At 54.7% G+C, this 13085-nt stretch carries 14 protein-coding genes, 1 tRNA gene and 1 pseudogene; 8 read left to right on the forward strand and 8 right to left on the reverse strand.

What is annotated here, in order from left to right:
- Positions 1-18: 18 nt before the first annotated feature.
- The 7 genes from rpmI (at position 19) to K0F88_RS17980 (ending at position 4940) form a co-directional block, all read left to right on the forward strand.
- Entirely contained in the window at positions 19-213 is a 195-nt protein-coding gene (rpmI, locus tag K0F88_RS17950; RefSeq protein ID WP_008145659.1) for a 50S ribosomal protein L35, read from the forward strand.
- A 27-nt stretch (positions 214-240) separates the two neighbouring features.
- On the forward strand, positions 241-597 hold the full coding sequence (gene rplT, locus K0F88_RS17955) for a 50S ribosomal protein L20 (RefSeq protein ID WP_007905879.1): 357 nt from the start codon (positions 241-243) through the stop codon (positions 595-597).
- Positions 598-706: 109 nt separating this feature from the next.
- A complete protein-coding gene (pheS, locus tag K0F88_RS17960; protein WP_007905876.1) occupies positions 707-1723 on the forward strand; it encodes a phenylalanine--tRNA ligase subunit alpha in 1017 nt (338 codons plus the stop codon).
- 26 nt (positions 1724-1749) lie between these two features.
- Positions 1750-4131, forward strand: a complete 2382-nt coding sequence (pheT, locus tag K0F88_RS17965; protein WP_219095921.1) for a phenylalanine--tRNA ligase subunit beta — start codon at positions 1750-1752, stop codon at positions 4129-4131.
- A 3-nt stretch (positions 4132-4134) separates the two neighbouring features.
- Positions 4135-4437 carry an integration host factor subunit alpha gene (gene ihfA / locus K0F88_RS17970; protein WP_002553164.1) on the forward strand — a complete coding sequence of 101 codons (303 nt, stop codon included), beginning with the start codon at positions 4135-4137 and terminating at the stop codon, positions 4435-4437.
- Positions 4418-4774, forward strand: coding sequence for a MerR family transcriptional regulator (locus K0F88_RS17975; RefSeq protein WP_219095931.1), 357 nt, complete (start codon positions 4418-4420; stop codon positions 4772-4774). Before ihfA ends, K0F88_RS17975 begins: the two co-directional genes overlap by 20 nt.
- A gap of 89 nt (positions 4775-4863) precedes the next feature.
- Positions 4864-4940, forward strand: a tRNA-Pro gene (locus K0F88_RS17980).
- Between the two features lie 353 nt (positions 4941-5293).
- Here K0F88_RS17980 and K0F88_RS17985 read toward each other — a convergent pair.
- Complete coding sequence (locus tag K0F88_RS17985) at positions 5294-6163, reverse strand: NmrA family NAD(P)-binding protein (protein WP_094467274.1); 870 nt, start codon at positions 6161-6163, stop codon at positions 5294-5296.
- Between the two features lie 114 nt (positions 6164-6277).
- On the opposite strand from K0F88_RS17985, the gene K0F88_RS17990 reads away from it, so the two are divergent.
- Positions 6278-7198, forward strand: a complete 921-nt coding sequence (locus K0F88_RS17990; protein WP_094467275.1) for a LysR family transcriptional regulator — start codon at positions 6278-6280, stop codon at positions 7196-7198.
- 89 nt (positions 7199-7287) lie between these two features.
- Here the strand turns inward: K0F88_RS17990 and K0F88_RS17995 are convergent, their stop codons facing one another.
- The 7 genes and pseudogenes from K0F88_RS17995 to K0F88_RS18025 all read right to left on the reverse strand — a co-directional run bounded on the left by K0F88_RS17995 (position 7288) and on the right by K0F88_RS18025 (position 13011).
- A complete protein-coding gene (locus tag K0F88_RS17995) occupies positions 7288-7827 on the reverse strand; it encodes a cytochrome P460 family protein (RefSeq protein ID WP_219095941.1) in 540 nt (179 codons plus the stop codon).
- 135 nt (positions 7828-7962) lie between these two features.
- Complete coding sequence (locus tag K0F88_RS18000) at positions 7963-8739, reverse strand: alpha/beta fold hydrolase (protein ID WP_219096011.1); 777 nt, start codon at positions 8737-8739, stop codon at positions 7963-7965.
- 288 nt (positions 8740-9027) lie between these two features.
- A pseudogene (locus K0F88_RS18005) lies at positions 9028-9689 on the reverse strand (carbonic anhydrase).
- 38 nt (positions 9690-9727) lie between these two features.
- Entirely contained in the window at positions 9728-9976 is a 249-nt protein-coding gene (locus K0F88_RS18010) for a DUF2790 domain-containing protein (protein WP_219095942.1), read from the reverse strand.
- Between the two features lie 96 nt (positions 9977-10072).
- Positions 10073-10540, reverse strand: coding sequence for a cyanase (gene cynS, locus K0F88_RS18015; RefSeq protein WP_219095944.1), 468 nt, complete (start codon positions 10538-10540; stop codon positions 10073-10075).
- Positions 10541-10987: 447 nt separating this feature from the next.
- Positions 10988-11638: a response regulator transcription factor gene (locus K0F88_RS18020; protein WP_219095946.1), complete on the reverse strand. Its 651-nt coding sequence runs from the start codon at positions 11636-11638 to the stop codon at positions 10988-10990.
- A 35-nt stretch (positions 11639-11673) separates the two neighbouring features.
- Positions 11674-13011 (reverse strand): OprD family outer membrane porin, encoded by a 1338-nt coding sequence (locus K0F88_RS18025; protein ID WP_219095948.1) that lies wholly within the window; start codon positions 13009-13011, stop codon positions 11674-11676.
- Between the last annotated feature and the right edge of the window lie 74 nt (positions 13012-13085).

The raw sequence follows: 13085 nt of genomic DNA on the forward strand, positions 1-13085 counted from the left end.
AATGCGGAGTATCCGAACATGCCAAAAATGAAAACGAAAAGTGGTGCTGCTAAGCGGTTTCTGAAAACTGCTAACGGTATCAAGCACAAGCACGCTTTCAAGAGCCACATCCTGACTAAAATGTCGACCAAGCGTAAGCGTCAACTGCGCGGTAGCAGCTTGCTGGCACCGTGTGACGTGGCAAAAGTCGAGCGCATGCTGCGCCTTCGTTAATTTAGTCAAGAATAGAGGAAGTAACTCATGGCTCGTGTAAAGCGTGGCGTCATTGCCCGTAAACGTCACAAAAAAATTCTGAAACTTGCTAAAGGCTACTACGGCGCTCGCTCGCGCGTATTCCGTGTTGCCAAGCAAGCGGTAATCAAGGCAGGCCAATACGCCTACCGTGACCGTCGTCAGAAAAAACGTCAGTTCCGCGCTCTGTGGATTGCTCGTATCAACGCTGGTGCACGTATCAACGGTCTGTCCTACAGCCGTTTCATCGCCGGCCTGAAAAAAGCGTCCATCGAGATCGACCGTAAGGTTCTGGCTGATCTGGCAGTGAACGAAAAAGCGGCGTTTGCTGCGATTGTCGAGAAAGCTAAAGCCACCTTGGCTTAAGTACCCCCGACAGTCACCCGGCCTCACCTTTGTGGGGCCAGGTGTTAAACGTCATAAATAGGGGAAGAGCCTTCAAGCTCTTCCCCTATTTTGTATCTGGAGTCTGTACATGGAAAACCTGGACGCGCTCGTCTCTCAAGCACTAGAGGCTGTGCAAAGCGCTGAAGATATCAATGCCCTGGAGCAAATCCGGGTTCACTACCTTGGCAAAAAGGGTGAATTGACTCAGGTGATGAAGACCCTGGGGAATTTGCCGGCAGAAGAGCGTCCGCAAGTCGGCGCCCTGATCAACGTTGCCAAGGAGCGTGTCACAGAGGTTCTCAATGCCCGCAAGGCACTGTTTGAAGAGGCCGATCTGGCCGCCAAACTGTCTGCCGAGTCCATTGACGTGACCCTGCCTGGCCGCGGCCAGACCTCGGGTGGTCTGCATCCGGTTACTCGTACTCTGGAACGTATCGAACAGTTCTTCACCCACATTGGCTACGGCATCGCCGAAGGCCCTGAGGTCGAAGACGACTACCACAACTTCGAAGCGCTCAACATCCCAGGCCATCACCCGGCCCGGTCGATGCATGACACCTTCTATTTCAATGCCAACATGTTGCTGCGCACCCATACCTCGCCGGTACAGGTCCGCACCATGGAATCGAAACAACCGCCGATCCGCATCGTCTGCCCAGGCCGTGTGTACCGTAGCGATTCCGATATCACCCACTCACCTATGTTCCACCAGGTCGAAGGCCTGCTGGTCGACCGCGACATCAACTTCGCCGACCTCAAAGGGACCATCGAAGAGTTCCTGCGCGTGTTCTTCGAAAAAGAACTGGCCGTGCGTTTCCGCCCTTCGTACTTCCCGTTCACCGAGCCGTCCGCTGAAGTCGACATGGAATGCGTGATGTGCAGCGGTAAAGGCTGCCGCGTCTGCAAACAGACCGGCTGGCTGGAAGTCATGGGCTGCGGCATGGTTCACCCGAACGTGCTGCGCATGTCCGGGATCGACCCGGAAGAGTTTTCGGGCTTTGCCTTCGGCATGGGCGTTGAGCGTCTGGCGATGCTGCGTTACGGCGTGAACGACTTGCGTCTGTTCTTCGACAACGACTTGCGGTTCCTCGCGCAATTTCGCTAGTCGTAACGAATTCTTAGGAGAGCAGGATGAAATTCAGTGAACAATGGCTGCGTGGCTGGGTAAGCCCGCAGGTAAGTCGCGACGAGCTGGTTGCCCGTCTGTCGATGGCCGGTCTTGAGGTCGATAGCGTTACGCTGGCCGCCGGTGAATTCAGTGGCGTGGTCGTGGGCGAGGTGCTGAGCACCGAACAGCACCCGGACGCCGACAAGTTGCGCGTTTGCCAGGTCAGCAATGGCTCGGAGACCTTCCAGGTTGTGTGCGGTGCGCCAAACGTGCGCCCGGGCCTGAAGATCCCGTTTGCCATGATCGGTGCCGAACTGCCAGGCGACTTCAAAATCAAGAAAGCCAAGCTGCGTGGCGTTGAATCCAACGGCATGCTGTGCTCGCAAGCCGAGCTGCAAGTCGGCGAAGGCAACGATGGCCTGATGGAGTTGCCGGCGGATGCGCCAGTGGGTCTGGACATTCGTGAGTACCTGAGCCTGGACGACGCCAGCATCGAGGTCGACCTGACCCCGAACCGCGGCGATTGCCTGTCCCTGGCCGGTCTGGCTCGTGAAGTTGGCGCGCTGTATGACGCTGAAGTCGCTCGTCCGGTGGTGGCTGTTGTGCCCGCCGTGCATGACGAAGTGCGCTCGATCGAAGTGCTGGCGCCAGCCGCTTGCCCGCGTTACCTGGGGCGTGTGATCCGAAACGTCGATCTGTCCAAGCCTACGCCGCTGTGGATGGTCGAGCGTTTGCGTCGTGGCGACGTGCGCAGCATCGACGCTGCCGTCGACATCACCAACTACGTGATGCTGGAGTTGGGTCAACCGCTGCACGCGTTCGATCTCGCTGAAATCAATGGCGGCATCCGTGTGCGCATGGCCGAAGAAGGCGAGAAGCTGGTATTGCTCGACGGTCAGGAAGTCAGCCTGCGTAGCGATACGCTGGTGATTGCCGACCACACCCGCGCCTTGGCCATCGCCGGCGTCATGGGGGGCGAGCACAGTGGCGTCAACACCACGACCACTCGTGATGTATTCCTGGAAAGCGCTTTTTTCGATCAGATTGCCGTCGCTGGCAAGGCCCGCTCCTATGGCCTGCACACCGATGCCTCGCACCGCTACGAGCGTGGCGTGGATTGGCAACTGGCCCGTGAAGCCATGGAGCGCGCCACTGGCCTGCTGCTGGAAATCGCTGGCGGCGAAGCTGGCCCGATCATCGAAACCGTCAGCGAACAGCACCTGCCCAAGATCGCACCGGTCACCCTGCGTGCGCAGCGCATTACCCAGATGCTGGGCATGGAAATGGAGTCGGCCGAAGTCGAGCGTCTGCTCAGCGGCCTGGGCCTGAAGATTTCCGCCGACGGGGCAGGGCAGTGGCGTGTTGAAGTGCCAAGCCACCGCTTCGACATCAGTCTGGAAGTCGACCTGATCGAAGAGTTGGCCCGTCTGTACGGCTACAACCGTCTGCCGGTTCGTTACCCGCAAGCTCGCCTGGCGCCGCAAGCCAAAGCCGAAGCGCGTAGCGATCTGCCTGAACTGCGTCGCCTGCTGGTGGCGCGTGGTTATCAGGAAGCAATCACCTACAGTTTCATCGATCCGAAACAATTCGAGTTGTTTAATCCGGGGGTCGAGCCACTGCTACTGGCCAACCCGATCTCGAACGACATGGCGGCCATGCGCTCGTCCTTGTGGCCCGGTCTGGTCAAGGCACTTCAGCACAACCTGAACCGTCAACAGGATCGCGTCCGTCTGTTCGAAAGCGGCCTGCGCTTTGTTGGTCAGCTGGAAGGCCTGAAGCAAGAACCGATGCTGGCGGGTGTTGTTTGCGGTAGCCGTCTGCCGGAAGGCTGGGCTCAGGGTCGCGATGTCGTGGATTTCTTCGACGTCAAAGCCGACGTGGAAGCGGTGTTGGGCTTTGCTGGTGCACTGGACTCGTTCACGTTCGTGCCGGGCAAACACCCTGCGTTGCACCCGGGTCAAACCGCGCGCATCGAACGTGAAGGTCGCCTGGTCGGCTTCGTCGGCGCTATCCACCCTGAATTGTCGAAAACCCTTGGTCTCGACCGCCCGGTTTTCGTCTTCGAGCTGGTTCTGGCCGAAGTGGCATTGGGAAAAATGCCAAAATTCCAGGAGTTATCACGCTTTCCTGAAGTGCGTCGTGACCTGGCACTGATTGCGTCCACGGACGTTGCGGCCAGTGCCGTACTGGATGTAATCCGTGAAAATGCAGGCGAATGGCTCACAGACCTCAGGCTATTTGACGTGTATCAGGGTAAAGGCATTGATCCTGATAGAAAAAGCCTTGCAGTCGGCTTGACCTGGCAGCATCCATCGCGCACTCTTAATGACGATGAGGTGAATACCACGACGCAAAACATCCTCACCTCGCTCGAACAAAGGTTGAACGCCACGTTAAGGAAGTGACGTATGGGGGCTCTGACGAAAGCTGAGATGGCGGAACGTCTGTATGAAGAGCTGGGCCTGAATAAACGGGAGGCCAAGGAATTGGTCGAACTGTTTTTTGAAGAAATCAGGCACGCTCTTGAAGACAACGAACAAGTCAAATTGTCCGGTTTCGGCAATTTCGACCTTCGGGACAAACGCCAGCGGCCTGGCCGCAATCCGAAAACGGGTGAAGAAATCCCGATCACGGCTCGCCGTGTGGTCACCTTTCGTCCAGGGCAGAAGTTGAAGGCCCGAGTTGAGGCTTATGCTGGAACCAAGTCATAACGACGAGCTACCCGTCATCCCAGGCAAACGCTACTTCACCATTGGTGAAGTCAGCGAGCTATGTGCGGTAAAACCGCACGTGCTGCGCTATTGGGAGCAGGAGTTTCCTCAACTCAACCCCGTCAAACGCCGCGGAAACCGCCGGTATTATCAGCGACAAGACGTGCTGATGATCCGGCAGATCCGCGCGCTTCTTTACGATCAAGGGTTCACCATCGGCGGCGCGCGCCTGCGTTTGTCCGGTGATGAAGCCAAAGACGACACCACTCAATACAAACAGATGATTCGGCAGATGATTGCTGAGTTGGAAGATGTGTTGGTTGCCCTCAAGAAATAATTTCCTGCATTTGAATACTTCCAGTTTTCAAAAGCTTGCGATATATTCTTGAGCGTTCTTCGAGGAGAGGAACAGGTTTCACGCCTAGTCGGGGCGTAGCGCAGTCCGGTAGCGCACTAGCATGGGGTGCTAGGGGTCGAGTGTTCGAATCACTCCGTCCCGACCATATTTCCTGAGTAAAATCAGGCAGTTAAGCCGATCAGATAGATCGGCTTTTTTGTGTCTGCGCAAAACCTGAGGGAAACGGAACAGAGCGCGGGGATGGCGCATCTATTCGAATTGATTGCTGACGGGCTGTGGGCCTTCTCAAGACCCGTTGATTACAAGGCCCAAGGGCCGATTTGGAATCAAACCATCGCGTCCGAGAGCCTGACCGATACCTCCCAGTGCCGCTGAACCCTCGAAAGATCCGTCGGCCGCGGCTTCTAGCGGTCAGCTCGGAATCTCTTGCAAGATCCTGGTCGGTGCCAAATCCGCTGCTAACTCACAACTGCATGGGAGGGATCGAAGGATGAATACTTATAGAGAGAAGGCTACCCGTAGAATGCCCTCAAGATCTTTCGGCTTGCGTCCCAGCAGTTTTTCAAGGGCAGGACTGCTCTGATCGAAAGCGCCTTTATCAATGGCATTACCCCAGCCGCTGAGAAATTTCGCGACTGAGGCTGGCCAGCCGTCAGCCTCTCGAGCGGCGATGAATGCTTGAGTGGAAATTGGCTGGTAATCAATCGGCTTTCCCGAGAGTCGAGCCAACTCATCAGCGATGTCCTGGAATGACCACGTCTGTCCCGCATTCAGCAGGCAAGTGCGGTTTTCATACCCTGTTTGGGTTAATAGTGCGGCACCGGCCTCTGCCAACTCGGCGTATGTGGCGAAGCTAGCTCGACCTTGACCTGTTGGGGCACTGAAGCCTTCTTTTGCCGCGTCGGCGCCGATGAGGAAGGGCAAATCGTTAGCGTACAGCGGATGTTGAACAATCGTGTACGTGAGGCCCGACTTTTCAAGCAGTCGCTCGGTCGCTATATCGCTCTCCGTCACTCCTTCAATAGGTGCCAGCTCATCGTTGATCCGTTGAATACTGGTGTAAACCACATGGCGAACACCCGCCCGGCCGGCGGCATCGATCACGTTTTTATGTTGGGCAAGACGATCACTGAACGCTACGGCTGACACCAAGTAGATTTTTTCTACGCCTTCGAATGCCGCAACCAACGAATCGTAATCGGTGTAATCCCCGTAGCGCACTTCTATACCTAATGCAGACAGAGGCTCAGCCTTTTCAATATCACGTGCCATTGCCAAAACATCTGACGCCGGGATTTTTTGTACCAGTGAACGCAAGACTGCATTGCCCAATCTGCCTGTCGCGCCAGTAACGAGAATTTTAGCCATGATGCTTGCTTTCCTATCTAGGTAATCAGGAGGAAGCCCATCATGACCAAAGCATCAAGGTTTAATTAGTCTTCAATGGGTAGAATCAGCTTCAACCAAAAGTTGGAGATGATCATGGAAACCCTGGGTAATCTTGAATCCTTCGTCCGTGCCGCGGAAGCCAGCAGCTTTTCCGAAGCGGCTCGGCGGATGGGGGTTTCCTCTGCTGCCGTGAGTAAGAATGTGGCGCGGCTTGAAGCCAATCTGGGTACGCGGTTGTTTCACCGCAGCACGCGAAGTCTCACCCTCACCGAGGCGGGAGAGTTGTTTTACCAACAGGTAGCGGAAGGCCTGGAAACCATCCAGGGCGCCATCCATCAGATAGGCGAAGCCCGAGAAGTCCCCGCAGGGCGATTGCGGGTCAATTTGTCACCGTCATTCGCTTACGATTATGTATTGCCATTGCTCAAGACCTTTAAGCAGCGTTACCCCGCTGTGGTGCCGGATTGGCATTTAGAAATCCGTCGCGTGGATTTGATCGGTGAAGGGTTTGATGTCGCTATCGGTGGTGGCATGGAATTGTCACCTGGCGTCGTGGCACGAGAACTGGCCAAACTTCATCTCGTGGCTGTCGCTGCTCCGTCATGGCTGGAAGGCAAGCCGCTACCCGCTGTGCCCAGCGAGTTGCAGGGGGTTGATGGCATCGTAATGCGTTCGACCAACTCAGGGCGTTTGCTGAACTGGACGCTTCGTGATCATGGGGAAGGGCGGTTCGACCTCAACCTAAAACCAACAGCCATCATGAACGACCCGGAAGCGCTGTGCAGCTGTGCTGTGATGGGGCTAGGCGTCGCGTTGCTTCCTTTGGACCGCGCGTGGCCCTGGTTGCAACGCGGTGAGCTGATTCGCTTATTGCCAGATTGGTATGTAGATCTAGGCGTGGTCTCGGTTTACTACTCTTCCAAAAAATCGTTGCCGGCCAAAACACGGGTGTTCATCGATTTTCTGTTGGCGCATTTTCAAGAATCGCTTTGCCAGCGCTTCCGTGCCGATTGACGGCTACGGAAATTGAGCCAGCATCATTGAAGCAATCCTCGCATCGGTTTGCAGCAGTCTGCTGAAGGTTGTTTCCGTGCCATGAACGGTTATTCGGAATACTTCGTGAAAATCAGGTCCGTTGCAGGAGGCAATTTCGTATGGCAAGCCAAGCAGCCATTAATGATCTTTTCACTGGGGTTGGGCTTGCCGATTTCAAACTGCCCGTAACCCCATCCGCCGGTGCTGGCGTAGCGCTTGGAGTCTTTGACTTCGATCTGGACGTTGGTGGGCTCGCCCGCGATGAAAGACTGCTCCCGACCAAACACCGCGTTGTTTTGCGCGGAGGATTCATATTTATAAGCGAGCCGGGCGATGATCGCGCCATCCGGAAATGGCAGTGTCCCGTCCCTGAACGCTTTCATGGCGACGTCATTCCCCAGAATCACACGGATGTCAGGTTTATCACCTTCTTCATGAGCGATGCTGACAAATTGCCAGTTTCGGTAGCCCGGTGGGAGTGTCACACCGAAAACCGGCGATCCTTCTGCAACTGGGCCGGGGGTTGAATCAGCGTATCCGGCAAGCGAATAAATCAGCCCGCAGAGAAGGCTGGCGGTCGTGGTTAGAACAAGCAATTTTGAAGTCATCACACATTCTCCGGCGTTGCGTGAGTGCAGTGTTGTCGACGACGTTGTCGAGAACCTGCCAGAGCATCCGGCCTTGCCGCCGGATGCGGGTTGAACGAATGCCGCGACCGTTCATATGACGGTTGCAAGCAATCGTCATTTGGCACTGGCAGCCGCTTCAATCAGGCTGGCAACGGCCTTCGGATTGGACACCATCACGACATGAGACGCGCCTTTGACCGCAACGGTCTTTTTGGCATGGGCTCGTTCAGCCATGAACACTTGGGCTTGCGCAGGAATGTTCTTGTCCTTGTCACCGTAAACGAACCATGAAGGGATGGTTTTCCACGCCGGCTCGCTCGACTTTTCGTTGAGCGCCTCTACGGTCACAGGGCGTTGGGTCGCAGCCATCACCTTGGCGTCGGCGTCCGACACATCCGCAGCAAACTGATCGTGAAACTTGTCCTGTTGGATGTAGAGGTCCTTACCACCGTCGGCCAATTCAACCGGTGGCGCCAGGGTTGGGCCAAGTGTGTTACCTGGGAAGCGACCCGCCAGGTCTGCGGTGGACTCACCTGCATCGGGTGCAATAGCAGCGACGTAAACCAGGGCTTTGACGTTGGCATTTCCGTAGGCAGCTTCGCTGATGACCGGACCGCCATAAGAGTGTCCGACCAAGACAACGGGTGTCTTGATACTCGCCAACACATCAGCTACCGACTGTGCGTCGCCCTTGAGCGAGCGAAGAGGGTTGGAGGCCGCGATAACCGGATAGCCATCCTTTTCCAGAATCTTGACCACACCGTTCCAACTGCTGGAATCGGCGAAGGCACCATGCACCAACACAACGGTCGGTTTGATCGGAGCGGCCATTGCAGCGGTCGTACTGATCATTGTTGCTGCGAGAGCAAGGCCTGCAAATAACTGTTTCATCGAATGTTCCTGTGTATAGAAGATTGACGCAGTCAGGTTGATTTGAAACGGGTGCAGAACCGTCTGTGCCTTCATTGGCAGGGCATTGGTGCAACGTCTATGGAGCGTTCAGAGCTTTTTTTGCGCCATCGAGAAGCCCACGGGTCATCGAGCACAGACATCTGTTACCTGTTACGGATCGATCGACTGCGTGGATCATGGTCTGCTTGTATCAATGGCGTGAGAACGATCAAAAAGAACAATCTAATATTTCACTCTCTGAAATAGTCGAGATTTGCGGGTTGATATTTACGCAGCAGCGCTGTCAGGGCGAGCGGGTACTGCACAAGTAGTTGGGTGTGCAATCAGCGATTTGAAGTTGCGGTTGTCGGTATCCAAGGCATCGATAGATCCAGACTCGATGTCGTATACCCAGCCATGGAGATTCACCAGGCCCTTTTCTTGTGCCAGGCGAACGCTTGGATGGGTCTGGATATTGGCCAGTTGGGCGATGACATTTTCCGCACCATGGAACTGATTTTGGCCGCGTCATTCGCATGAGACCGTGAATCGTTGATGACCTTTGCTGATTCGGCATGTTGTAACCAGCCGGCGACTGCGGGCAGGTGATCCATGCATTTGCATTTCGCTACCGCAGTCATGGCGCCGCAATCGGAATGCCCGCAGATTACGATATCGGTGACGCCGAGTACCGCGACGGCATATTCAACCGTTGCTGTTACACCGCCTGGATGGGGGCTGTAGGACGGCACGATGTTGCCGGCATTACGGATCACGAACAGTTCGCCAGGCTCTTGCTGTGTCAGCAGTTCCGGTACGACGCGGCTGTCAGAGCAGGTGATGAACAACGTGCCGGGATGTTGGGTGGTTGCCAGGTGTTTGTACAGGTCTGAGCGTTGTGGAAATGCTTCTCGCTGAAATTTCAAAAAACCTTCAATGAGTGTTTTCATTTTTTTATCCTCGAAAAAACTGATGACTGGATTACGACTCAATTAGTGCAGCCTGTGCCAATAACGCGGTATTCCAAGATATGTTTTTTGCCGTAAGAGTCGTTGTATGTCATGCGCACTGGTGTGGGTCCGCAGACATCCGCTGGCGGTGATATTTCGACCACGTGAGCAACGTCCAGATGCATTCCGTATTTATAAGTGTCAACTACCGGAGTTGCGTTGGCTTCTTGCGTGTATGTTGATAAAGAAGCCGTAACGGACAAGACGAGAAACAGGAATTTTTTCATGAGAGTGATCTCCAGTTTAACGGGTGTGAACTCGTTACGTTTGAGTGGTTTTCAGTTGGCCCGCACGGACCACGGGCCGTTATGCCTGTTGCACTATCAGAATGGACGCAGTGGCAGGAACTTACCGTCGAGGGTAATCACCGCGCGGTGGCCACCTTCAGGATCTTCAACTTTCTGCATATTCAGCTTGAAGTTGATTGCGCTGATAATGCCGTCGCCGAATTGCTCGTGAACCAGCGCTTTCAGCGTGGTTCCGTATATTTGGATCATCTCGTAAAAACGGTAGATGGTGGGGTCAGTCGGGACACCTGACAAACTTCCACGCAGTGGAATGATTTGCAGCAACGCCACGATCTCGGCGTTCAGGCCCAGTTTTTCGCCGATGATCCTGGCTGCGTCAGCTGGCAGCGGTTGCTGACCAAGAAGTGCGGCGGTGACGTATGCCAGTCCCAGCCCTGTACCGTCAGACAGGTCCTGCCATGACAGGTTTCTGCTTGCTTTGGCTTGCAGAATTTCGGCCGTTACTGCAATGCTGACTTCGTTGTAAACGTGGGACTGTTTCACAGTGCTTCTCCAGTTTGACTGATAATGTCGATTAGTAACTTTTAGTGGATGGTGGTCATTGTAAAAACTATAGGTAGTGTCTGAGGTTTCATGCAGTTATGTATCTATTGGAGCTGTTGTTTCTGTCACTGGTGTCTTTGGTTCAGCGTTTCCGTTTGCTTGAACACAGAATAGGGTTGCCGCCGCTGATAAGCACTTCTACATAAGGTCGAATTTTTTAGTGCGTGAGTGCTAACGGCTAATACTGGAGTATTAGTGGCGGGCATCAAGACGTTAAATTGTTTGAATTGTTCTGGTGGTTTGCTGACGTTCAACTGAGCAAGATTTGTAGGAATATGAGGGGGAGTAGTATGAGAGGGGAAAGCGGGGCTGATGCAGATGGGCGTGAGCCTGAGACGCCAAGAGCGTATTGCTTCAAAAGACACCGTACATACGCATGGAATTGATTCAGTGCTTCCCTCCTATGCCTAATGATTCAGCCATTCGGACCAGATCAGCAAACGACTTCGCCTGCATTTTTTTCATCGCGTTGCCACGGTGAATTTTGACAGTGACTTCACTGATACAGATCTCGCTGGCGATCTGTTTGTTCATCAGGCCTTTCACGGCATAGGCCATGACTTCGCGTTCCCGCGCAGTCAGTGACTGATAACAGGCATGTAATCCGGCATCCTCCTTGACCAGTTCACGGCGCTTTGCATCTGTCCTGAGTGCAGCCGATACCGCGTCAAGCAGGTCCTGGTCGCGAAATGGTTTGACCAGGAAGTCCAGGGCGCCAGCCTTCATCGCTTTAACAGACATCGCGACGTCGCCATGTCCGGATATGAAGATGATGGGTAACTTATTTGCCGCCTCAAGCAATTCGCGCTGGAAGTCCAGGCCACTGGATCCTTGGAGGCGCACATCCAGCACCAGGCAGCACGGCGCTTGAGGATCGGGGCGTTGAATGAATGCGGCCGCAGAGGCGAACGTCTCGACCCGCACATCCATAGAGCGGAAGAGACTGCTTAACGCGGTGCGCACGGACTCATCATCATCAACAACGAAGACTATTGGTCCTTTATCGAGAGTTAAGTCCGAGAGAGAATCTTGATTCACATGTACTCCTCCCAGGTAGGTAACGCTGTGGGGATCTACAAAGAATGGCTGTAGTTGAAAATCAGTCGGGTCTGATCCTGGTTTGCAACTGCAGCGTTGTCACTACGATAGGTGCCATGGCGCAAGGTTGTCCCAAAGCCTTTCAACGGTCCTGCCTGGATGACGTAGTCGACCCTCATGTCACGCTCCCATTCCGAAAGATCGCCTCCACCGTTTACATCTTTGATGTTGTCGCCTTTGAGGTAGGCTACCGACGCTTTCAGCCCAGGCATATTCAGTTTTGAGAAGTCATAGGAGTACTGACCAAAACTGGTTTGCTCACCGGCCCGGGAAAAGTTGCCGACAATGGCATCGGTAAACAGATAGAACGCCGTACCTCCGTTCCCCTCCGGTCGATTTCGACCATCTACGACGTTGCCCTGGTTAAGCCAAACAAACCCTCCGTCGTCGCTGACACTTTCGTGGCCCAGCATGAACGCATGACCTCCAAGGCTGTAGGTGAACATGGCACTCCAGGTCTTGTTATCCACCTCTCCAGGTGTCTTGGCATAACCTCCGTTGTTATTGAAACGGTATCCGGCCTCGCCATTTTTTCCGTCGGAACTACTGTCGAAGTAGCGCAGATCGGTTTTGAATGACTGCTCATTGCCTAACGGAAGTACGTGAACCAGGCCAAGGAAGTCCTGCTTGTAGTAGTTCTCAAGTTTGGCGAAGTAGTACTGAAGCATCAGATCCTTGGTGACTTTCCAGTCACCGCCCGCGAAGCGGAAGTCGTTTGAATCCTTCGTGCCGCCTGCAACTGCCAGCCCGGTAGGGTTGCTTGTAGCTCTACCGGAGGACTGATCAATTTTGCCAGCGGTGAGCGTAAGGTCGTCGATTTCCTTGGTCGTGATGATGCCGCCGCCGAAGTTTTGAATGACCAACCGCGAGTCCGTGGCAACGAGTATCGGCAGGCTGGGCGTGAATACATTGCCGACGGCGACCTCGGTCTTTGAGAAGCGTGCTTTGACATTGGCACCTGCTCTGCTCCACGAATGGGAGGCGGAGCCATCGGTATCGCTGGGGAAGAACGTGTTGGCATCAGGGTGATGGCCTTTACCCCCATCCAAATGAATGGCAACCAGCGATGACACGTCGAGGCCAAAGCCGACGGTGCCTTCAGTAAAGCCCGATACGAACCCGAACTTGAGCGCGGTGGCCGCTTCGCGCTGATCGGCTCCGCCGTCGTGATTGTCATTGGCGTAGTACATGGTGCGTGAACTGACAGTTGTCTGACTGTCCTCGAAGAACCCATGCGCTTTGGTTTCTGCCGCATTTGTTCCGAATGAGAGGCTCGCGAGCATGATCGCGACGGGCAAAGTTTTTCTTTTCATAAAAGCACCTGAGTCGTCGGCGCTGATTGAAAACTGATCCGCTCTGCCGTTATGAACCTGACACGGGACGGATG

It is taken from the genome of Pseudomonas sp. UMAB-40 (assembly GCF_900095275.1).
GTDB classification, from domain to species: domain Bacteria; phylum Pseudomonadota; class Gammaproteobacteria; order Pseudomonadales; family Pseudomonadaceae; genus Aquipseudomonas; species Aquipseudomonas mandelii_B.